The organism is Pseudonocardia sp. (genome assembly GCF_029263155.1).
In the GTDB taxonomy this organism is placed as follows: Bacteria; Actinomycetota; Actinomycetes; order Mycobacteriales; family Pseudonocardiaceae; genus Pseudonocardia.
This window is the reverse complement of sequence record NZ_JAJCYB010000111.1, coordinates 63,771-84,981: the sequence shown is the minus strand read 5'-3', so window position 1 is coordinate 84,981 and position 21,211 is coordinate 63,771. Positions and strand designations below refer to the sequence as shown.

The window sequence follows — 21,211 nt, the reverse complement described above, 5'->3', positions numbered from 1 at the left end:
GCCCAGATCAATTAGGCACAGGGCGGGCGATCAGTTGACGACGTCGTCGACGGTCATCGACTCCGAACCGGGGCGGCTGGACAGGTTGATGCCCAGGTTCGCCGCGGCCCGTTCGAGGTCCTCGTCGTCGCTGTCGTGCATCTCGATCGCCTGCCCGTCGCTGGAGAGCACCTCGACGTTCAGGCACAGCGACTGGAGCTCCTTGAGGAGCACCTTGAACGACTCCGGGATGCCGGGCTCCGGGATGTTCTCGCCCTTGACGATCGCCTCGTAGACCTTGACGCGGCCCGCGACGTCGTCGGACTTGATCGTGAGCAGCTCCTGCAGCGTGTAGGCCGCGCCGTAGGCCTGCATCGCCCAGCACTCCATCTCGCCGAAGCGCTGGCCACCGAACTGCGCCTTACCACCCAGGGGCTGCTGCGTGATCATCGAGTACGGCCCGGTGGAACGGGCGTGGATCTTGTCGTCCACCAGGTGCAGCAGCTTGAGGATGTACATGTAGCCCACGGCCACCGGGAACGGGTAGGGCTCCCCGGACCGGCCGTCCATCAGCGTGGCCTTGCCGTCGGAGCCGACCATCCGCTCACCGTCACGGTTGGGCAGCGTGGCCCCGAGCAGCCCGGTGATCTCGTGCTCCTTGGCGCCGTCGAACACCGGGGTGGCGGTCTTCGTGCCGGCGGGCGCGGAGTAGAGCGTCTCCGGGATCTGCTCGGCCCAGTCGGGCTTGCCGTCGATGTCCCAACCGGTCTTGGCGATCCACCCGAGGTGGGTCTCCAGCACCTGCCCGATGTTCATCCGTCGCGGCACGCCGTGGGTGTTGAGGATGATGTCGATCGGCGTGCCGTCGGGCAGGAAGGGCATGTCCTCGGCGGGCAGGATCTTGCCGATGACGCCCTTGTTGCCGTGCCGGCCGGCGAGCTTGTCGCCGTCCTGGATCTTGCGCTTCTGGGCCACGTAGACGCGGACCAGCTCGTTGACGCCGGGCGCCAGCTCGTCCTCGTCGTCGCGGGAGAAGACCCGGATGCCGATGACCTTGCCGGTCTCGCCGTGCGGGACCTTGAGCGAGGTGTCGCGCACCTCGCGCGCCTTCTCCCCGAAGATCGCGCGGAGCAGGCGCTCCTCCGGGGTCAGCTCGGTCTCGCCCTTGGGCGTGACCTTGCCGACCAGGATGTCGCCCGGCTGGACCTCGGCGCCGATGCGGATGATGCCGCGCTCGTCGAGGTCGGCCAGGACCTCCTCGGAGACGTTCGGGATGTCCCGGGTGATCTCCTCGGCGCCCAGCTTGGTGTCGCGGGCGTCGATCTCGTGCTCCTCGATGTGGATCGACGTGAGCACGTCGTCCTGCACCAGGCGCTGCGAGAGGATGATCGCGTCCTCGTAGTTGTGGCCCTCCCACGGCATGATCGCCACGAGCAGGTTCTTGCCCAGCGCCATCTCGCCGTTCTCGGTGCACGGCCCGTCGGCCAGCACCTGCCCGACCTCGACCCGCGCGCCCTCGGAGACGATCGGCTTCTGGTTGGTGCAGGTGCCCTGGTTGCTGCGGCGGAACTTGTGCAGCCGGTAGGTACGCCGGGTGCCGTCGTCGGCCATCACCGTGACGAAGTCGGCGCACAGCTCCTCGACGATGCCCGCCTTCTCGGCGACGACGACGTCACCGGCGTCGACCGCGGCACGCAGCTCCATGCCGGTACCGACCAGCGGCGAGTCCGACCGCAGCAGCGGCACCGACTGGCGCTGCATGTTGGCGCCCATCAGCGCGCGGTTCGCGTCGTCGTGCTCGAGGAACGGGATCATCGCGGTGGCGACCGAGACCATCTGACGCGGCGACACGTCGATGTAGTCGACCTGCGACGGCGGGATGTAGTCGACCTCGCCGGCCTTGCGACGCACGAGCACGCGGTCGCCGGTGAAGTTGCCGTCCTCGTCGAGCGGCTCGTTGGCCTGCGCCTTGACGAACCGGTCCTCCTCGTCCGCGGTGAGGAAGTCGATCTGGTCGGTGGCCCGGCCGTCGACGACCTTGCGGTACGGGGTCTGGATGAAGCCGAACGGGTTGACCTGCGCGAAGCTGGCCAGCGACCCGATCAGGCCGATGTTCGGGCCCTCCGGGGTCTCGATCGGGCACATCCGGCCGTAGTGGCTGACGTGCACGTCGCGCACCTCGAAGCCGGCGCGCTCACGCGAGAGACCACCCGGGCCCAGCGCGGACAGGCGACGCTTGTGCGTCAGGCCCGCGAGGGGGTTGGTCTGGTCCATGAACTGCGACAGCTGCGAGGTGCCGAAGAACTCCTTGATCGCCGCCACCACGGGACGGATGTTGATCAGGGTCTGCGGCGTGATCGCCTCGACGTCCTGGGTGGTCATCCGCTCGCGGACGACCCGCTCCATGCGCGAGAGGCCGACCCGGATCTGGTTCTGGATCAGCTCGCCCACGGTGCGCAGGCGACGGTTGCCGAAGTGGTCGATGTCGTCGGTCTCGACGGGGATCTCGACTCCCCCGTTGCCCTGCTCGTCGGCCCCCGAGACCATCTCCGTCTCGCCGGCGTGCAGCCGGACGAGGTACTCGATGGTCGTGGCGACGTCCTCCTCGGTCAGCGTGCCGACCTCGGTGGGCGTGGACAGCCCCAGCTTCTTGTTGACCTTGTAGCGGCCCACCTTGGCGAGGTCGTAGCGCTTGTCCTTGAAGAACAGGTTCTCCAGCAGCGTCTGCGCGCTCTCCCGGGTGGGGGGCTCGCCCGGGCGCAGCTTGCGGTAGATGTCGAGCAGCGCCTCGTCCTGGCCGGCGGTGTGGTCCTTCTCCAGGGTGGCGAGCATCGTCTCGGAGAAGCCGAAGCGCTTCGAGATCTGCTCGGCGTCCCAGCCCAGCGCCTTGAGCAGCACGGTGACCGGCTGGCGGCGCTTGCGGTCGATACGCACGCCCACGGTGTCGCGCTTGTCGACGTCGAACTCCAGCCACGCACCCCGGCTCGGGATGACCTTGACCGAGTAGACGTCCTTCTCGGTCGTCTTGTCGATGCTGTGGTCGAAGTAGACACCCGGCGAGCGGACCAGCTGCGAGACGACGACCCGCTCGGTGCCGTTGATGATGAACGTGCCCTTGGACGTCATCACGGGGAAGTCGCCCATGAAGACCGTCTGGCTCTTGATCTCACCCGTGGTGTTGTTCGTGAACTCCGCGGTGACGAACAGCGGAGCCGCGTAGGTCATGTCCTTGTCCTTGCACTCCTCCTCCGAGGCCTTGACCTCGTCGAAGCGTGGGTCGGAGAAGGACAGGGACATGGACCCGGAGAAGTCCTCGATCGGCGAGATCTCGGTGAGGATGTCCTCGAGACCGCCCACCGGGTTCTCGTCGCCTGCGTCGATCCGCCGCTGGAACCACGCCTCGTCGCCGACGAGCCACTCGAACGACTGCGTCTGCAGGTCGAGCAGGTCGGGCACCCGGAGCGGCTCGCGGATCTTCGCGAAGGAGACCCGGGTGGGTGCTCCGGGGAGGGCCTGGTGGTCCGAGGTGGTCGCGGGTGACTGGGTCGACGCTGACTGGGTGGCGTGCGGCGATGCCAAGATGCGTCCTTCCGGAACTGCGCTCTCGTCTGGCGGGCTCCGGGCTTGACGCGCTACCGTTTCGCTCGACCGGCCCGGGCGGGAGGTCCGGGCCGAACGGTCGGGATGGTCGCGGGGGAAGAACCGGGGCACACCGTCTGTTGTCAGGGCACGGCCGCCGACCACCTGAGCGTGCACACCGGGGTGGCTTCACCGAAGCGAAGTCCTCGTTGCGCAGGCACAGATGGACGGAGGCAGCGCAAAGAGGCAGTCTAGCTGCAAATGCAGCCGCTGTCGAGACGGGTCCCCAAGGAAACCATCGAGACCTAAGAGTGACCTGACAGGCGCACCGAGTCAAGACGCTACGCGTCGGTAAGTGGTCCCTTTCGCGGGACGACCGGGTGCACAGACCGTGTTCGCCACACAGGTACCCGGTGAACGGACGACCTCGGCCCGCCGCGTCGACCGCCCGTCCCGGTCCGCGGCGAGGCGCCCGCGACCGTTCGTCCCGCGTGCGGGACGGCCAACGGGACCCCTTGACGCAGCGTGACCGCCGTCGTCCTCGCCCCGGACGCACGAACGGCACTTTCGCCCAACCTGGTTGGGCGAAAGTGCCGTTCGCTTCAGCTGGTGCCGGTGGTCAGCTCAGGCTGACCTTGGCGCCGGCCTCCTCGAGCTTGGCCTTGGCGGCGTCGGCCGCGGCCTTGTCGACGCCCTCGAGGATCGGCTTCGGGGCCGCCTCGACGAGGTCCTTGGCCTCCTTGAGGCCCAGGCCCGAGACGAGCTCGCGGACGGCCTTGATGACCTGGATCTTCTTGTCACCCGCGGCGTCGAGGACGACGTTGAACTCGTCCTTCTCCTCCTCGACGGGAGCGGCGGCGCCGTTCGCGGCGGGACCGGCGGCGGCCACGGCGACCGGGGCGGCCGCGGTAACGTCGAAGGTCTCCTCGAACTTCTTCACGAACTCCGACAGCTCGATGAGGGTGAGGTCCTTGAAGGCCTCGAGCAGCTCGTCGGTGGACAGCTTCGCCATGGTGGCGGTCCTTTCTCGGTGGTGCGGCACAGGTGCAGCAGCTAGGGGGTGGAGATCAGCTCTCGGCGTCGGCCGGAGCCTCGGTGGCGGCGTCCTCGGTGGCGGCGTCCACGGTGGCAGGGGCAGGAGCCTCGTCACCGGACTCCGCACGCTTGTCGGCGAGCGCCTGGGCGAGGCGCGCGACCTGCGACGCCGGAGCGGCGAACAGTCCGGCGGCCTTGGACAGGTTGGCCTTCATCGCGCCGGCCAGCTTGGCCAGCAGGACCTCGCGGGACTCCAGGTCGGCGAGCGAGGCGACCTCGGCGGCGGTCAGCGCGCGACCGTCCATGAAGCCGCCCTTGACGACCAGGCCCTTGTTCTCCTTGGCGAAGTCGCGGATGGCCTTGGCGGCCTCCGACGGCTCGCCGTTGACGAACGCGATGGCCGTGGGGCCGACGAGCAGCGACTCCAGGCCGGTGACTCCGGCATCCTCGGCCGCCCGCTTCACCAGGGTGTTCTTGGCGACGCGGTAGGTGGTGTCGGTTCCCAGTGCGCGCCGCAGGGCGATCAGCTGGGTCATGGTGAGCCCGCGGTACTCGGTGACGACCGAGGCGGACGCGCCCCGGAACCGGCTCGCGATCTCGTCGACCGCAGCGACCTTGTCGGGTCGTGCCATCCCCTGCCTCCTCTCGGGTTGTCGGCGGTGGTGTGAACTGCAGTGAGACCACCGGCGACGACCTGCCGAGAAAGCGAACGCCCCGGCGCAGGGGCGCACGGGGCGACAGCGGACGCCGACGACAGCGGCGCCCTGAGCTACCTCGTCCTCCTGCGCGGGTCGCCCGCTGCTGCGGGGCCTTCGTGTGCCGTCGCTACGGGTAGCGCGGCGCAGACCTGCGGTCTTCGGTGGAACCGTGCACGAGAGTACGCGCACCCCCGCGCCGGGCCGGTCCCGGGGGTGCGGGCGTGCTCAGCGGCTCTCCACCGAGGCGATCTTCCAACGGCCGTCCACCCGCTCGCCGACGACGGTCAGCCGGCCCGCGGCGGCCGCCTGCTCCGCCGTGGCGGCGGTGGTGGCCTGCTGGTCCATGAACGCGACGAGCACGGCGCGGTCGCCGCGGATCTCCTGCACCGCGGAGACCGTGACGGTCGCCGACACGACCGCCTGCTGCTGCGGGGCCAGGTCGCGGACCTGCGCGAAGAGCCGGTCGAACTCCGTGCTGAACGCCGTGGTGATCACCTCCCGGGCGGCGCGCTCGTTCTCGTCGAGCCGGGCGAAGTCGTAGGAGTAGACGGTCTCCAACGCGTCCCCGAGCTGGGTGGCGACCTCCGCGGTGGTGCCGACGTCGGTCAGCGCGGTGTTCGCCGCGGCCGGTGAGCTCCGCAGCGCGACGGTCGACACGCCGAAGAACACCGCGAGGGCCAGCAGGACCACGACTGCCCCGGCGAGCACGGGCACGCGCCGCAGTCGCGACGCGGGTCCCGGCGACGACCCGGCCACCGGGTCGCGGCGCGCTCGACGGCGGCTCGGCGCCGTCTTCGAGACGTCGACGGCGGCGGCCCCCGCCTCCGGCTCCCCGGCGCCCGGCTCCCCGGCGTCCGATTCCGCGGTGTCCGGCTCCCCGGCGCCCGATTCCGCGGCGTCCGACTCCCCGGCGTCCGACTCCTCGGCGGTCCGATCCCCCGCGTCCGACGACCCGGCGGCCGGCTCCCCGGCCGTCGACTCCCCGACCGCGTGCTCGTCCCTCACCGGCCCGTTCACGGGCCCGGCGGGCGCGTCCCCCGCCGGGGCGGTCTCCGGGCGCACGCGCGCCCGCCGGCCCGGGTCCGGCTCGCCGTCGGGTCGGCGGGCCGGCCGGTCCTCGGTGACGGTGCCGGTGCCGTCGACGGTCTCGTCGGTACGGCTCGGCATCAGACCCGCGACGCGCGGGCGCCGGCTCGTGCCGGTGGTGCGGCGACGGGAGGTCATCCCGGTCACCTCCTGCTCTGGGTCGGGAACCGTCAGCGGACGATGTCGGCGCGGCTGGCCTTCCAGCCGTCGGCGGTGCGGGTCATCTCCAGCTGCAGGCGCTGGCGGAACAGGCTGGGCTCCTGCCCGGGCGCGGTGACCTGCACGTCGACCCCGACGAGGACGCGGGCGACGCCGGCCCGCAGGTCCAGCTCGGCGACCGCGGCGTCGGGAACCGTGGCCTCGGTGGTGCGCTGGGACTCCGTGACCAGCTGGGCGTACTCGGCACGGTTGGCCCGGAACTCCTCCAGCAGCCCGGCGGTGGAGGACCGCTCCCACAGGTCCAGCCCGGCCTCGACGTTCTCGTGGTCGAGGCTGTTGAGGTTCATGGCGGCCTGCCGCGCGTCGACGAGTACGACGTCGCGGGCCTGCGCCAGCTCCCGGGAGCCGTCGCCCAACGTGATCGCCCAGAGGATCCCGAGCACCACCGCGACGACGGTCAGCACCGCGACGGCGATCGTGAGGAGCCGGACCGGGTCGCGGCGCGGCGGCCCGGAGGGCTCGCCCGCCACCTCGGTGTCGGCCTCGTCGAGAACGGTCATGCGGGCCCTCCTGGGAGACGGGAGTCGGGCGCTTACGGGAGCAGGCCCTCGAGGATCTGCGCCGGGGAGCTCAGGGGCGGCGTCGACCCCACCGGGGAACCGGCGGGCGCCGTGCCCGCGGGCACCGGCCCGTTCGGGCCGATCTGGGCGTCGGCGGGCGGCTGGGGAGTCTCCGCCCGGGGGACATTCTGCGCCCCCCGCACGTTGATCGGGCTGCCGGGTGGCTCCGCGCAGTAGGCATCGACGTTCGGCTCGGTCTCGGCGGTGTCGTCCCCCGAGCGCCGATCGGTGCCCTCGTAGCCCTGCGCGCACGCGTAGGGGTCGAAGAGGTTGACCGCGAGCCCCAGGTGGGCGGTGCCGTCGTCGGGGAGCACCGAGTAGGCGACCGAGGAGAACCCGGCGTAGGTGACCAGCAGCTGGCGCAGGCCGTCCTGGCGCGGCTCGGCCACCCGGGAGACGGTGAGCAGGTCGGCGACCAGCACCGAGAGCCCGTTGCCGCTCTCGCGCAGCAGGCCGACGATCTCCTCGGAGAACTCCGGACCGGTCCGGATCAGCCGGCGCAGGTCCGGGTCGGACCGCTCGAGCTGCTCGGCGAGCAGGGCGAGGTCGGAGCTGAAGCTCTGGAACGAGCCCGCCACGTCGTTCTGCGTGGTGAGCACCGTCCGGCCGTCCCGGATCAGGGCCAGCGTCTGCGGCAGGGCGTCGACGGCGTCGGCGGTGAAGGCGTCGGTGGTGTCGAGGATCCTCTGCAGCGGTCCCGCGGTGCCCTCGAACGCGGTGCCGAGCTCGCCGACCACGGTCTGCAGCGAGCCCAGAGGCACCGAGCGGGCCAGGTCGTCCACGCTGACGACGAGCTCCTCGACCGGGACCGGGATGCGGGTGCGCGACATCGGGATGACCGATCCGGCGGCCAGCATCGCGCCGCCGTCGGACGCCGGCGCCAGGTCGACGTACTGCTCACCGATCGCGGAGAGGTTGCGCACCGCGGCGTCGACGTCGGCGGGGATGGCCGGGGCGCTGCGCTCGATGTCGAGCTCGACGTCCACGCCGTCGGCGGTGAGGCTGAGATCCCCGACGCGGCCGACGCTCACGCCGCGGTAGGTCACGTCGGCCCCGGTGAAGATGCCCCCGGACTCCGCGAGACGCATCGTGACCGGGTAGGTGGTCGTGCCGACGATGTCGCCGAACCCGGCGTAGCGGAAGCCGGTGTAGCCGACCCCGACCAGGGTGAGCACGAGGAACGCCGCGAGCTGGATCCGGACCGCCCTGGTGATCACCGGCCACCTCCCAGGAGTCCGCCGAGCAGGCCATCGGGCTCGGCCTCGGGGTCGTCGGGGATCTCCCGCGGCCGGGTGTCGGGGTCGGTCGACCCCTCGGGCGCCCGGTCCGGCAGCGGCTCGACGCGGCCGGGCAGCGGCACGCCCAGGATCTCGCCCTCGCCCAGCAGCGGGAACTGCGGCTGGTCGTCGCCGGGCGGGCCGAGCAGCGGGCCCAGCAGCTGCGCCGTGGGCGGCAGGTCCGCCAGCGGGCTGTCCGGGCCGAGCAGCGGCTCGTTGGAGCGGGCCAGGTTCTCCAGGACGTTGCCGAGATCGAGGTCGGCGCGCACGTAGAGGTTCGCGTAGTCCCCGGCGAACGCGTCGACCGCGGCGTCGGTGAACGGCGGGGTGAACAGGAACTGCAGGGACGCCGGGAGGTCGTCGCCGGACTCGGCCAGCTTGGCGAGGATCGGGCGCAGCAGCTCCAGGTCGGCGATCAGGTCCTCGCGGCTGCGGCCGATCACCTCGGTGGCCACGCCGGAGAGCCGGTCGAGCGCCTGCAGCATGTCGACGAGCTGGGCGCGCTGGTTCTCCAGCTCCCGCAGGCCCGGGGACAGGTCCTCCAGGGCGATCTCGATCTGGCCGCGGCGCTCGTTCAGCGTCGAGCCCAGCCGGTTGATCTCGTCGAGGGCACGGGTGATCTCGGTCCTGCGGTCGTCGAGCGCCCCGACGAGGGTGTCGACGTCGTCGAGCAGCGCGCGGATCTCCGGCTCGTTGCCCTCGAGCGCCAGGTTGAGCTCGGTGGCGATGGTCCTGATCTGGGCCACGCCGCCGCCGTTGAGCAGCATCGACAGCGCGCCGAGCACCTCCTCCACCTCGGTGGCGCGCCCGGAGCGGTCCAGCGCGATGGTGGCGCCGTCGGTCAGCGTGCCGGTCGCCCCCTGCTCCGGGGCCATGAGCTCGACGAACTTCTCGCCGAGCAGGCTCGTGGTGCGGACCCGGGCCTCGGCGTTGGCCGGCAGCTCGATGTCTCCGTTGACCGCGACGGTGACCAGCGCCGTCCAGTCGGGGCCGACGGCGATCTGCTCCACCGTGCCGACGGGTACGTCGGCCACCTTCACCAGTGACTGCGGCACCAGGTCCACGACGTCGGCGAACTCGACGGTCACCGTGTACGGCGTGTCGCCGAGGTCGGCGCCACCGGGCAGGTCCACGCCGCGCAGGCCGCCGGAGAGCACCCCGCAGCCGCTGGTCAGCAGCGTGGCCGTGGTGAGCACCGCGGCCAGCCGCACGGATCGGGTGGTCACGATCCACCTCCGGTGGGGGCCTGCACGGCGGGGGCGGGGTCCGTGGGCAGCGCGAGTCCGGGCACCGGCGGGGCCTCGCCGGCCTGCAGCGAGGTGATGACCTCCGCCGTCGTCGGCAGCGGGACCGCCCCCGACAGGATCGGCTCCGCCTCCGCGCAGGTGTCGGAGATCGTGGTCGGCAGCCCGACGGGGGTGCCGCGGGCCAGCAGCTCGCAGATCAGCACGATCGGCGGCAGGGTCAGCTCGTTGATGTTGGCGCGGGTGTCGAGCGTGCCCGACGAGCCGTTGTAGGCGTTCGCCAGGTTGCCCAGGGCCGCCGGGGCGACGTCGAACGTCTCGGCCAGCGCCCGCTGCTGGGCGACCAGGACCGAGGTCACCTCGGTCAGCCGCTCCACGTTGGAGTTGAGGATCTCCCGGTTGTCGCGGACGAAGACGGCGACCTCACCGAGCGCGATCGACAGTTCCGACAGCGCGGCGGCCAGGTCGCCGCGCTCGTCGGCGAGGAACCCGGCGACGTCCTCGAGCCGCTCGTTGAACTCCCGGACCTCGGCGTCGTTGGCCGCGATCGTGGAGACGAACGACTGCAGCTCGGTGACGGTGCCGAACAGGTCCTCGCGGGAGTTCGCGAGCGTGCCCGACAGCTCGCCGAAGTTGGTGAGCGTGTCGTTGAGCGCTTGGCCGTTGCCGTCCAGGTTCGCCGCGCCGACGTCGAGCAGGTCCGACAGCGCGCCGTCGGCGTTGACGCCGTTGGGCCCCAACGCGACCGACAGCTCGGAGGCCGTGCGGGTCAGGTCGTCGACGCCGAGTGGCACCGCGGTGCGGTCGACGCCGATCACGGCACCGTCGGCCAGCTCGGGGCCGCCGGTGTAGGGCGGCGTCAGCTGCACGTAGCGGCCGGTGACCAGGCTCGGCGAGATCACGACCGCCCGGGCGTCGGCCGGCACCAGCACGTCGGGGTCGTCGAGGCGCATCTCGACCCGGACCTGGGTGCCCTCGGGCGTGATCTTCGTGATCCGCCCGACGTCGACGCCCAGCACGCGCACCGAGTTGTCCTCGAACACCGCCTCGGCCGAGGTGAAGTACGCGACGACGGAGCGCCCCGGCGGTTGCAGGATCAGGTAGGCCGCGGAGGCCAGCAGGACCGCGATCACGGCGACGAGCGCGGTGAACTGCAGCTGCCGGCGGTCGGCCAGGTTCAGCCCGTTCGCTCCGGGTGCCACCTCAGCACCCCCCGGAGTTGATCGGGCCGAACGCCGGGGGAACCAGCGCGCAGACGTAGTTGTCGAACCAGCGCCCGTTGCCGACGGCGTTGGCGAACAGCCGGGTGAACACGGCCTGCTTCTCGAGGGCCTCGTCGAGGTTGTCCCGGTTGCGCTCCAGCACCGCGGCGACCCGGTCCAGGGCCTCCAGCGTCGGGTTGAGTTGCTCCTGGTTGTCGGCGACCAGGCCGCGCAGCTGCACCGACAGCTCGCGCGTCCCGTCGAGCAGCGCCGATATCGCGTCCTTGCGGTTCTGGATCTCGGCCAGCAGCAGGTTGCCATCCGAGAGCAGCGTCTCGAACTCGGCGTTGCGGTCGGCGAGCACCGCGGAGAGCTGGCGGGTGCCGCCGAGCAGCCGCTTGATCTCCTCGTCGCGGCTCGCGATCGTCCGCGAGAGCCGGGAGAGGCCGTCGAGCGCTCCGCGGACCTCGGGTGGGGTGTCGCGGAAGGTGTCGGACAGGGTGTTCAGGCTGGTGGCCAGCTGGTCGGTGTCCAGCTCGTCGATGGTGCCCGACAGGCCGTTGAAGGCCTCCACCACGTCGAACGGCGACGCGGTGCGGGCCAGCGGGATCGTCGCGTCCGCGGGCATGGCACGCGCGCCCCGGGGGTCCAGGGCCAGGTACTTCGCGCCGAGCAGCGTCTTGATCTCGATGGAGGCCGAGGTCTCGTCGCCCACCCACGCGTCGGTGACGGTGAACGTGGCGAGCACCCGGTCGCCCGCGAGCTCCACGGAGTCGACGCGACCCGCCTCGACACCGGCCACGGTGACCAGGTCTCCGGACATCAGGCCGGCGGCCTCGCCGAACTCCGCCTGGTAGGTGGTGCCGCCCTGCAGCAGCCGGGGCGCGTTGAAGGCCAGCACCAGCGTCAGGATGATCACCAGGATCCCGGTGATCGCGACGGGCACGGGACCGCGCTTCTCGGGCATCAGTTCCCTCCCAGCAGCGGCGACAGGTCCGGGGCCGCGGGAGCTTCCTGCGCGCCGGTCGGCAGCGACGGGGGCAGCCCGTCGAGCAGGCCCGGCTCCTGCCCCTCCACCCCGTCGGGATCGGCTCCGCAGCGTGGCGAGGGGCTCGAGTAGGCCGGGATCTCCGTCGGCGCCAGGTACGGCTCGAGACCGACCGAGCCGGTGAGCCCGCAGAGGTAGAACTGGAACCAGCTGCCGTAGGTGGCCGCCCGGGTGATGGTGGTGAGCTTGCCGGGCCAGTTGGCGAGGAAGCTCTCGACGACGGGTTCGTTGGCGTTGAGGTTGTCCGAGAGGTCGCCGAGAGCGGCGATGTCGTCGCGCAGCGGGGGCCGGGCCTCGTCCACGAATCCGGCGGTCACGTCGGTGAGGTCGGCGATCGAGCCCAGCGCCCGCCCGATCGGCTCCCGGTCCTGCGCGAGGCCGGACACCAGCTGCTGCAGCGAGATCACCAGCTCGGAGAGCTGCTCGTCGCGGGCGTTGACGGTCTCCAGCACGGCGTTGAGGTTGTCGATCACCTGGCCGATGACCTCGTCGCGGTCGGCGATCTCGTTGGTGAGCGACGACGTGCTGGCCAGCAGGCTGGTGACGGTGCCGCCCTGGCCCTGCAGCACCTCGACGATCTCGAAGGAGAGCTGGTTGACCTGCTGCGGGTCCAGCGCGGTGAACAGCGGCTTGAAGCCGTTGAACAGCGTGGTCAGGTTGAGCGGGCCGCGGGTGCGGTCCTCGGGTATCACGCCGCCGGGTGCGAGCGTGCCGGCCGGCCCCTCGCCCTGCTCCAGGGAGAGGAACCGCTGGCCGATGAGGTTCTTGTAGAGGATCCCGGCGGTGACCGACGCGGGCAGCCGCTGCCCCTCCGCCACGCTGAAGGACACCTCGGCGATGCGCCGGTCGACGATCTCGATGTCGTCGACGGACCCGACGACGACACCGGCGATCCGCACGTCGTCGCCACGCAGCAGCCCGGCCGCGTCGGTGAACCGGGCGGTGTAGCCGACCCGGTCGCCGCCCGACGCGTTGGCGATGGTCAGGGCCAGCACGGTCGTCGCGAGCGCGACCACCACGGTCAGGCTCAGGAACTTGACCAGCGGGCCCACGGGGATCCGGGTCATGCGAACCGCACCTCCGCTCCGCGGTAGAGCGGACCGACCATCATCGAGCTCCAGCTCGGCACGGCCGCGGGATCGCCGCCGTCCTGCACCGCCACCAGCTCGGCGACGATCTGCCGCTCGCCCGGGGAGTTCGCGATACCCATTCCCTCGTACGACGCGGGGGCGGTGCCGAAGCTGTCGCCGCCGAACTCGTCGATGTTGCCCATCGGGGTGTCGACCGGCGTCTCGGCGGGCTCGGAGCCGTCGCGGAACGGACCGTCCGGCGGCTCCTGCGGGCCCAGCGGCAGGATCGGGTAGCAGCGCGGCCCGCGGTCGTCGAGGTACTCGGGCTCGTCCTGGTCCGGCACGTACTTGCCCTTGTTGTTGACGATCTCCAGGGTGATGTAGACGCCGGGGCGACCGGTGTCCTTGCCGAACGCCTGGTCGGCGAGCGGGATGATGCCGGCGAGCTGGTCGAACAGGCAGGGGAACTGCGGCGAGTACCGCTCCAGGCTCTCCAGGGTGGGCCGGCTCGACGCGGCCAGCGAGATCAGGTTCTCGCCGTTGCGGTCGAGGAACCCGCGCAGGTCGTCCGACGCCGTGGTGAGCCCGCCCAGCAGCGCCCGCAGCTCGGTGCGCTGCTCGACGATGGTGTCGCCGGTGACGGTGAGGTCCTCCAGCGCGTCGAGCAGGTCCGGTGCCGCACTGTCCAGGTTGCCGGCGAAGTCGGCGAGCTGGGTGATGTCCTCCTGCAGGTCCGGGATCGCCGGGCGGATCCCCCCGGTGAGCTCCTGCAGGTTCACCAGCGTCTCGCCCAGGTCCTCCCCGCGCCCGGCCAGGGCCTGCGACAGCGCGCCGAGCGTGGTGGCCAGGTCCTGCGGCTCGACGGCCTGCAGCAGCGGCAGCAGCCCGTCGAGCACGCGCTCCAGCTCGCGGGCGGTTTCGCTGCGGTCCTGGGGGATGACGTCGCCGGCGCGGATCGGGGGCCCGCCGCCGCGCTCGGGCAGCACCAGCGACACGAACTTCTCACCGAACAGCGTCTTGGGCAGCAGCCGTGCGGACACGCCTGCCGGGATCATGTCGACCGTGTCCGGCTCCAGGAACAGCTCCACGGTGGCGCCGTCGCCGTCGGAGCTGACCCCCGCGACCTTGCCGACGATCAGGCCGCGCACCTTGACGTCGGCACGCTCGGTGAGCTGGTTGCCGGCGCGCTCGACCTGCAGCGTGACCGGCACGCCGCGCTCGAAGACCCCGTTGTAGGTGGCCACCGAGAGACCGAGCAGCGTGACGATGACCGCGAGGAACGCCACCCCCCGTACCCGTCGCAGGTTCATCATCCCGCCACCCGCACGGACGTCTCGGTACCGAAGATCACCAGCGTCAGGAAGAAGTCCAGGACCGCGCTGCTGACGATCGACAGCCGCACCGACCGGCCGACCGCGATGCCCACGCCCGCGGGCCCGCCCTTGGCGTTGTAGCCGTAGTGGCAGTGGATCAGAATGATCACGATCGCGAAGACGATCACCTTGAGATAGGAGTAGAGCACGTCGCTGACCGGCAGGAACAGGTCGAAGTAGTGGTCGTAGGTGCCACCGGGCAACCCGTTGATCAGCGTGACGTTCAGCCGGGAGGCCGCGAAGCTCGACAGCAGGCCGATCGTGTAGATCGGGATGATCGCGATGACGCCGGCGATCACGCGCGTGGTGACCAGGAACGGCACGCTGGGCACCGCCATCACCTCCAGGGCGTCGACCTCCTCGGAGATCCGCATCGCGCCCAGCTGCGCGGTGAACCCGGCGCCGAGCGTGGCGGTGAGCGCGGCCGCGGCGACCAGCGGCGCGATGTCGCGGGTGTTGAAGTAGGCGGTGATGAACCCGGTCAGGGCCTCGACGCCGAGCGAGTCGAGCGCGCGGAAGCCCTGCAGGCCGACCAGCGAGCCGACGAACAGCGACAACGACAGCATGACCCCGGCCGTGCCGAGGATGACGATGAGCGCGCCGGAACCGAAGCTGACCTCGGCGAGCAGGCGCGCGATCTCGCTGCGGTAGCGGCGCAGCGTGCGCGGGATCCACGCGATCGCCCGCCCGTACAGGGAGAGCTGGTCGCCCAGCTCGTCGAGCTGGGCGAGCGGCGCGGCCACCAGCCGCCGCGCGCGCTCGTTGACCGTGCTCATTCCGTCCCTCCGCGTCGCAATCACGAACCCTTCGGGGGCACGAGGTCGAGGTAGAGCGTCGTCAGCACGAGGTTCAGGAAGAACACGAGCACGAAGGAGATGACGACGGACTGGTTCACCGCGTCACCCACGCCCTTCGGGCCCGGGGGCGGGTTGAGCCCGCGGAAGGCGGCGACGACACCGGCGGTGAAGCCGAACAGCGCGGCCTTCAGCTCGCTGACCAGGATGTCGCTGACCTGGGCGATCGAGGAGAAGGCCGCGATGTAGGCACCCGGCGTCCCGCCCTGCACGATGACGTTGAAGAAGTAGCCGCCGCCCACGCCGACGACCGTGGCCAGACCGTTGAGCACCACGGCGGTCACCGTCATCGCCAGCACCCGCGGCACCACGAGCCGCTGGATCGGGGAGATGCCGAGCACCTCCATGGCCGCGATCTCCTCGCGGATGGTGCGGGCGCCCAGATCCGCGCAGACGGCGCTGCCACCCGCGCCCGCGATGAGCAGGGCGGTGACGATCGGGGCCGCCTGCTGCACGATCGCGAGCACGCTGCCGGCGCCGGTCTGGCTCTGCGCGCCGAACTGGCGGGTCAACTCGCCGAGCAGCAGCGCGATGGTGGCCCCGAACGGGATCGTGAACAGCGCCGTCGGCAGGGCCGAGACCTTGGTGACGAACCAGGTCTGCTCGATGAACTCGCGCAGCTGGAACGGCGGCCTGAAGATGTTGACGACGACGTCGACACCGAGGCTGAACAGCCGGCCGACCGGGGTCAGCGCGCGGGTGATGGGTGCGCTCATCGCCGGTGCCTCACGGTCCGGGCCGGGGACGGTGCCGCCCGGGGCCGGGCGGGGGGCCCTGGGAACCGGGGCCCGACGACGGCCCCGGGTACCACGCGGTCTGCGGATCCTCCGACATGATCACATCGGTGTCGGGTCCCGGACCGCCGAGCAGGCCCCGATTGCGCGGGGGCAGCGGCGCGCCCGCCATGGCCGGTTGCGGCTGGTCGGCGTAGCTGCGGCGGATGGCCTCCTGGGCGGCGGGCGGCAGGGTGTGCAGCATCTGCATCACCCGCTCCCGGCGCCGGCCCACGGCCTTGCGCTCGGGCACCCCCGGGCTCGTACCCAGCTGCGGCTTCATCTCCGGCAGCCCGGCCAGCTCGCCCGCCTCCTGCATCTCGCGGGCCGCCTGAGCGGTGTCCTTCTCCTCGCTCATCCCGATCGGGCCCTGGCGGCGACCGTTGAGGAACTGGCTGACCACCGGCTCCTCGCTGGTCAGCAGCACCTCCCGCGGACCGAACATGGCCAGGTGCTTGCGGTAGAGCATCCCGATGTTGTCGGGCACGGTCTGCGCGGTGTTGATGTCGTGGGTGACGATCAGGAACGTCGAGTCGGTCTGCGCGTTCAGATCGATGATCAGCTGGTTCAGGTACGCCGTACGCACCGGGTCGAGCCCGGAGTCCGGCTCGTCGAACAGGATGATCTCCGGGTCGAGCACGAGCGCACGGGCCAGCCCCGCGCGCTTGCGCATCCCGCCCGAGATCTCCCCCGGCAGCTTCTTCTCGTCGCCGGTGAGACCGACCATCTCCATCTTCTCCGCGACGATGTCGCGGATCTGCGCCTCGGGCTTCTTCGTGTGCTCCCGCAGCGGGAACGCGATGTTGTCGTAGAGGTTCATCGACCCGAACAGCGCGCCGTCCTGGAACAGCACCCCGAACAGCTTGCGCAGCTCGTAGAGCCGCGACTCCGAGCAGCGCACCAGGTCGGTGTCGTGGATGACGATCGAGCCCTTATCCGGCTTCAGCAGCCCGATCAGGGTCTTGAGGAACACCGACTTGCCCGTGCCCGACGGGCCCAGCAGCACCGAGACCTCGCCGGGGGGCAGTGTCAGGGTCACGTCGGACCAGATGTTCGCCCGCCCGAAGGACTTCGAGAGCCCCTCGACCTTCACCTCGACACCGGCCACGCCGCCGCCTCTCTGCGCGCTCGGGCCGTTCGCGGCCGCACAACGGGGAGCGGGCGGCCGACTGCCCACAACCGGTCAACGAGGAGGGGTGAGGTGGGTTACTGAGCAGTCACCTCTGCGGGGGAAATTGCTCCCTTCGGACGTCCGCGAGCGACGGACTGTCGGATCGGGGCGCCGCCGACCGGGCCACCCGGCGGCGACGGACGGGGTCGGATCGGCGTTCGGGCACGTACGTAGTGATCTTCGGATCTCAGTGTCCCGCGCCTGAACCTCCGTGGTGTCGGGCCGTCGAACATACGCAGTGCCCGACGTGCCGACGGCCGAGTCCCGCGGGTAGCCAGGAGGTGCACGGCAAGGGCGGTGCACCGCACCGAGGTGATCGCCCGCATTCCACACATCGGAGGAAATCGCAGCATGAACGACCAGACCATGCGTCTCGACGAGTTCGACGCCCTGCACGCCGAGCTGCTCCCCGCCCGCACCCTGCTGACCACCGTCGGCGGCGGCGGCGACGCCGACGGCGGCTCCGGTGGCGACGCGTTCGCCGAGGCCGGTGACGGCGGCGACGGCAGCGCGGCCAACATCTCCGCGCTCAACGGCAACGCGCTGGGTCTGTTCGGTGACGCCGAGGGCGGCGACACCGACCAGGGCGCCGTCGGCATCGGCGGGGACGGCGGTGACGCCGACGCCGACGGTGGCGACGGCGGCGACGCCGACAGCGGTGCCGGCGACGGCTTCGGCTTCGGCTTCGGCGGGGACAGCGGCGACGCCGACGGCGGCGACGGCGGATCGGCCGGTGCAATCGGTGGCGACGGCGGCGACGGCGGTGCCCTGAACATCTCCGCGCTCAACGGCAACGCGATCGGCCTGGGTGACGACGCCGACGGCGGCGACACCGACCAGTTCGCCGGTGCCGAGGGCGGTGACGGCGGCGACGCCGACGCCGACGGCGGTGACGGCGGCGACTCGGGCGACGAGGACTCCTACTACGACAGGTTCGTCGGCAGCTGGCGCTGATCCGACCCGCACGACCCAGGCGCGGGAGGGGCACCCATCGCCCCTCCCGTGCCGTCGGTCGCCCACCGTCCACCCGGCCCCGGAGGTGCGTCAGTGCCCGACACCGCGGTACGCGAGGCCGCCGCCGCGCGCGACGAGCCGAGCCCGGGCCGGTACCGCGCCGACCCGCCGCCGCCCCGCCTCGCCGAGGGCGTCGAGCTGGTCGGGCAGTTCCACGGCGCCGGCTACGTCGAACCCCGGTACCTGGTGAACCGGCCCGACGGGCAGGTGGTCCAGCTCCCCCTCCTGCTGTACCGACTGGCCGCGACGATGGACGGGCACCGCGGCACCGCGGAGATCGCCGCGCAGGTGCACACCGAGACCGGGCGCGCGATCGACGCGGCCCAGGTGGCCCGCCTGATCGAGACGAAGCTGGTGCCGGCGGGGATCGCCGCGGCCGGGCCGGGGTCCGCGCCGAGGGTCGCGAGCCCGCGTCCGGACCCCCTGCTGATGCTGCGATTCCGGCTGCCGGTCGTGCCTGCGCCGGTGGTGTGGCGGATCGCCGGGGTGTTCGCACCGCTGTTCGCCCCGGTCGCCGTGGCACTGGCGCTGGCCGCGTTCGTGGCCGTCGACGTCGCCATCGTGGTGGGCGGCGGCTTCGACGCGCTGGTCGCGGCGACGGTCGGGCTCGTGCAGTCACCGGCATCGGCACTGCTGGTGATCGTCGCGCTCCTGCTGGCGGGCGTGCTCCACGAGTGCGGACACGTCGCCGCCTGCCGCTACGGCGGGGCCCGCCCCGGCGCCATGGGCGTCGGCATCTACCTGGTGTGGCCCGCGTACTACAGCACCGTCACCGACTCCTACCGGCTCAGCCGCGCGGGACGCCTGCGCACCGACCTCGGCGGCGTCCACGTCAACGCGATCGCGATGGCCGCGCTCGGTGCGGCCTGGCTCGCGACCGCGACGCCGTGGCTGCTGCTCGCCGTGCTGGCGCTGCACGTGGAGACCGCGCGCCAGTTCCTGCCCTCGATCCGGCTCGACGGCTACTACATCCTGTCCGACCTGATCGGGCTGCCCGACCTGTTCATGTTCCTGCGCCCGGTGCTCACCGGGCTCGTGCCCGGGCGGCAGCCGCACCCCCGGGTGGCCGAGCTGGCGCCGAGGACCCGGCGCATCATCGTCGCCTGGGTGCTGCTGGTCATCCCGTTCCTGCTCTCCTTCCTGGTGCTGTTCGTGGCGCTCGCACCGCAGGTGCTGCCCGTGGTGTGGGACGGGGTCCTCGACCGGCTCGCGGGCGTCGGCGCCGCGGTACGCGCCGGGGATGGCGCGGCCGGGGCGCTGGACGCCGTGCGGCTGCTGTTCCTGCTGCTTCCGGTTCTGGGCATGACGCTGCTGCTGGGGCTGGCCCTGCGCCGCATCGGCGGCTGGCTGCAGCAGCGGCCCCGGCCCCGCGCCCGGCCCGGCGAGCGGCCGCTGCGCAGCCTGCTCGTCGTCGCGGTGCCCGTGGTGCTGCTCGGCCTGCTCGTCGTGGCCGGCGTGGACCAGCGCGCGGCCGGCCCGGGCGAGGCGGCCCTCGCCGCCGCCGCGGGCGCCGTCGGCGGGCCCCCGTTGCCGGTTCCCTCGGTCGATCCGGTGGCCGCGCACCAGATCGCGGCCGCCGGCGCCCTGCTCGACGGCGTCCTCGGCGGGCCCGGGGTCCTCACCGCGGCGCGGGCCGCGCTCGTCGTCGCCGGTGTGGTGGGGGCCCTGCTGCTGTGGCCCGTCGCGCGCCGGCTGCGGCTGCCGGGTACGGCCGCCGCGCTGGTGGTGGCGCTCGCCGCGTTCCCCGCGCTGCTGGCCCCGGTCCTCGGCACCGTCGACGCCGGAGGCCTCGCCGCCCTGTGGCTGGTCGGGGCGGCGGCGCTGGCCGGGCGGGGGCGGGGAGCCGACGCCGCGGCGGCGACGGCCGTCGGCATCGGCCTGCTGACCGCGCCGGTGGCCGCCGTCGGGCTGCTGGGGTTCGCGGCGCACGGTGTGGCGACCGGGCAGCTCGGTTCCGGGCTGCGACGCGGGGCGGCGTCGGCCATCACCGTGCTGCTCGGTGCCGGAGCGGCCGCGGTCGCGGTGACCGTGGTGCCGGGCGCCCCGGCGCCGGCGCCGGCCGGCTGGGTCCCGGTACTCGTGCTGGGGGCCGCGACCGTCGGGCTCGCGCTGCGGCACCTGCCGCCGCTACGCCCGGTCGCGACCGGTGCAGCCGCGTTGTTGCCGGTCACGCCGCTGTCCGTGGGCGCGGTACTCGTCGTGCTGCCCGTGCTCGCCGTGCTGGCCGGCGTGTACGCCCACAGCCGCACCGATCCGTCGCGACCGGGGCAGAGCAGGGCGCTGCTGGCGGCCACCGTGGTCACCGCGGTGCTCGCAGGCGGGCCGGCGGTGCGCGCCGCCGCGGCGGCCGATCCCGATCCGCACCGGCTCGCCGCATGGGCCCGCTCCGAGCTCCAGGCGGACGTGCAGCTCGCGGTCACCCCGCTCGCTGCCGCACAGCTGGCCGCCGACGGGTTCCCCGCGGACCGGCTCGTGCCGGCCGGCGCACCGGTCGGGGCCACCCTCGCACCCGACGCGGCGGGCCCGGTCCTGCTGGAGCTGCCCGCCGGCCCGGACGGGGCCCCGACGGTGCTCCGGGCCACCACGCCGGCCGCCGCCGAACCCGTCGCCGGTTCGCTGCTGCTCGGCAACCCGGCGCTCGTCCTCACCCCGGACGCCGCGGACATGCTCCGTTCCGGCGCGGTGGACCCGCGGCTGGCCGCGACGGTCACCGGCCTGGCCGGGGCGCACGTCCTGACCGTCGCCGGGTTCCCGGCGGTCGCGGGCGAGCCGGCGGGCGCGCCCCGGCGCGCGGGCGTCGTCACCGCGGTCGACGGCGTCCCGGTCACCGAGCCGGCCGCCGTCGAGGTGCTCAGCCGCTGGCTCGACGGCCAGCGGCCGCCGTTCCGTCCGGCCGACGTCACCGCCGCGGATGACGGCGTGGTGATCCACTACACGATCGACCTCGCCCGGGATCCCGCGTGAACCGGGCGTCGCGCGTCCCGGCGGCCCCCCTAAACCATCACGCTCGTCACCGAACCCGGCGAACG

The 21,211-nt window shown here is 72.4% G+C and carries 16 protein-coding genes; 2 read left to right on the top strand and 14 right to left on the bottom strand.

From position 1 onward, the window contains the following. Positions 1-30: 30 nt before the first annotated feature. The 14 genes from Q1K26_RS23405 to Q1K26_RS23340 form a co-directional block, all read right to left on the bottom strand. Positions 31-3,558 carry a DNA-directed RNA polymerase subunit beta gene (locus tag Q1K26_RS23405; protein WP_300017067.1) on the bottom strand — a complete coding sequence of 1,176 codons (3,528 nt, stop codon included), beginning with the start codon at positions 3,556-3,558 and terminating at the stop codon, positions 31-33. Positions 3,559-4,177: 619 nt separating this feature from the next. After that, the gene (gene rplL / locus Q1K26_RS23400; RefSeq protein WP_300017064.1) at positions 4,178-4,570 is read right to left on the bottom strand and encodes a 50S ribosomal protein L7/L12; all 393 of its coding nucleotides are present in this window, start codon (positions 4,568-4,570) and stop codon (positions 4,178-4,180) included. A gap of 55 nt (positions 4,571-4,625) precedes the next feature. Beyond that, the gene (gene rplJ / locus Q1K26_RS23395; protein ID WP_300017061.1) at positions 4,626-5,225 is read right to left on the bottom strand and encodes a 50S ribosomal protein L10; all 600 of its coding nucleotides are present in this window, start codon (positions 5,223-5,225) and stop codon (positions 4,626-4,628) included. Positions 5,226-5,516: 291 nt separating this feature from the next. Then, positions 5,517-6,515: a hypothetical protein gene (locus Q1K26_RS23390; protein WP_300017058.1), complete on the bottom strand. Its 999-nt coding sequence runs from the start codon at positions 6,513-6,515 to the stop codon at positions 5,517-5,519. Positions 6,516-6,547: 32 nt separating this feature from the next. Continuing rightward, the gene (locus tag Q1K26_RS23385; protein ID WP_300017055.1) at positions 6,548-7,096 is read right to left on the bottom strand and encodes a hypothetical protein; all 549 of its coding nucleotides are present in this window, start codon (positions 7,094-7,096) and stop codon (positions 6,548-6,550) included. Positions 7,097-7,128: 32 nt separating this feature from the next. Continuing rightward, positions 7,129-8,373 (bottom strand): MlaD family protein, encoded by a 1,245-nt coding sequence (locus tag Q1K26_RS23380; protein ID WP_300017052.1) that lies wholly within the window; start codon positions 8,371-8,373, stop codon positions 7,129-7,131. Then, complete coding sequence (locus tag Q1K26_RS23375; RefSeq protein WP_300017049.1) at positions 8,370-9,659, bottom strand: MCE family protein; 1,290 nt, start codon at positions 9,657-9,659, stop codon at positions 8,370-8,372. The genes Q1K26_RS23380 and Q1K26_RS23375 overlap by 4 nt, the downstream gene beginning before the upstream one ends. Beyond that, on the bottom strand, positions 9,656-10,879 hold the full coding sequence (locus Q1K26_RS23370; RefSeq protein ID WP_300017046.1) for an MCE family protein: 1,224 nt from the start codon (positions 10,877-10,879) through the stop codon (positions 9,656-9,658). The genes Q1K26_RS23375 and Q1K26_RS23370 overlap by 4 nt, the downstream gene beginning before the upstream one ends. A gap of 1 nt (position 10,880) precedes the next feature. Beyond that, positions 10,881-11,846 (bottom strand): MCE family protein, encoded by a 966-nt coding sequence (locus tag Q1K26_RS23365; protein WP_300017043.1) that lies wholly within the window; start codon positions 11,844-11,846, stop codon positions 10,881-10,883. Continuing rightward, a complete protein-coding gene (locus tag Q1K26_RS23360) occupies positions 11,846-12,994 on the bottom strand; it encodes an MlaD family protein (protein WP_300017040.1) in 1,149 nt (382 codons plus the stop codon). Before Q1K26_RS23360 ends, Q1K26_RS23365 begins: the two co-directional genes overlap by 1 nt. After that, positions 12,991-14,310, bottom strand: coding sequence for an MCE family protein (locus Q1K26_RS23355; protein WP_300017037.1), 1,320 nt, complete (start codon positions 14,308-14,310; stop codon positions 12,991-12,993). Before Q1K26_RS23355 ends, Q1K26_RS23360 begins: the two co-directional genes overlap by 4 nt. Then, complete coding sequence (locus Q1K26_RS23350; RefSeq protein ID WP_300017034.1) at positions 14,307-15,146, bottom strand: ABC transporter permease; 840 nt, start codon at positions 15,144-15,146, stop codon at positions 14,307-14,309. The genes Q1K26_RS23355 and Q1K26_RS23350 overlap by 4 nt, the downstream gene beginning before the upstream one ends. A gap of 20 nt (positions 15,147-15,166) precedes the next feature. Next, a complete protein-coding gene (locus tag Q1K26_RS23345; RefSeq protein ID WP_300017031.1) occupies positions 15,167-15,940 on the bottom strand; it encodes an ABC transporter permease in 774 nt (257 codons plus the stop codon). 10 nt (positions 15,941-15,950) lie between these two features. Continuing rightward, positions 15,951-17,105: an ATP-binding cassette domain-containing protein gene (locus tag Q1K26_RS23340; RefSeq protein ID WP_300017029.1), complete on the bottom strand. Its 1,155-nt coding sequence runs from the start codon at positions 17,103-17,105 to the stop codon at positions 15,951-15,953. Between the two features lie 414 nt (positions 17,106-17,519). Here Q1K26_RS23340 and Q1K26_RS23335 point away from each other — a divergent pair, with 414 nt between their 5' ends. Together Q1K26_RS23335 and Q1K26_RS23330 are read left to right on the top strand one after the other, a co-directional pair. Continuing rightward, the gene (locus Q1K26_RS23335; protein WP_300017026.1) at positions 17,520-18,122 is read left to right on the top strand and encodes a hypothetical protein; all 603 of its coding nucleotides are present in this window, start codon (positions 17,520-17,522) and stop codon (positions 18,120-18,122) included. A 93-nt stretch (positions 18,123-18,215) separates the two neighbouring features. After that, entirely contained in the window at positions 18,216-21,146 is a 2,931-nt protein-coding gene (locus Q1K26_RS23330) for a hypothetical protein (protein ID WP_300017023.1), read from the top strand. Positions 21,147-21,211 lie beyond the last annotated feature (65 nt).

What these genes read in the sequence shown, in the direction of transcription:
- Q1K26_RS23355 (WP_300017037.1), bottom strand. Translation starts at nt 14,310, where the DNA reads ATGATGAACCTGCGACGGGTACGGGGGGTGGCGTTCCTCGCGGTCATC.
- Q1K26_RS23350 (WP_300017034.1), bottom strand. Translation starts at nt 15,146, where the DNA reads ATGAGCACGGTCAACGAGCGCGCGCGGCGGCTGGTGGCCGCGCCGCTC.
- Q1K26_RS23365 (WP_300017043.1), bottom strand. Translation starts at nt 11,846, where the DNA reads ATGCCCGAGAAGCGCGGTCCCGTGCCCGTCGCGATCACCGGGATCCTG.
- Q1K26_RS23345 (WP_300017031.1), bottom strand. Translation starts at nt 15,940, where the DNA reads ATGAGCGCACCCATCACCCGCGCGCTGACCCCGGTCGGCCGGCTGTTC.
- rplL (WP_300017064.1), bottom strand. Translation starts at nt 4,570, where the DNA reads ATGGCGAAGCTGTCCACCGACGAGCTGCTCGAGGCCTTCAAGGACCTC.
- Q1K26_RS23360 (WP_300017040.1), bottom strand. Translation starts at nt 12,994, where the DNA reads ATGACCCGGATCCCCGTGGGCCCGCTGGTCAAGTTCCTGAGCCTGACC.
- Q1K26_RS23390 (WP_300017058.1), bottom strand. Translation starts at nt 6,515, where the DNA reads ATGACCTCCCGTCGCCGCACCACCGGCACGAGCCGGCGCCCGCGCGTC.
- rplJ (WP_300017061.1), bottom strand. Translation starts at nt 5,225, where the DNA reads ATGGCACGACCCGACAAGGTCGCTGCGGTCGACGAGATCGCGAGCCGG.
- Q1K26_RS23335 (WP_300017026.1), top strand. Translation starts at nt 17,520, where the DNA reads ATGAACGACCAGACCATGCGTCTCGACGAGTTCGACGCCCTGCACGCC.
- Q1K26_RS23385 (WP_300017055.1), bottom strand. Translation starts at nt 7,096, where the DNA reads ATGACCGTTCTCGACGAGGCCGACACCGAGGTGGCGGGCGAGCCCTCC.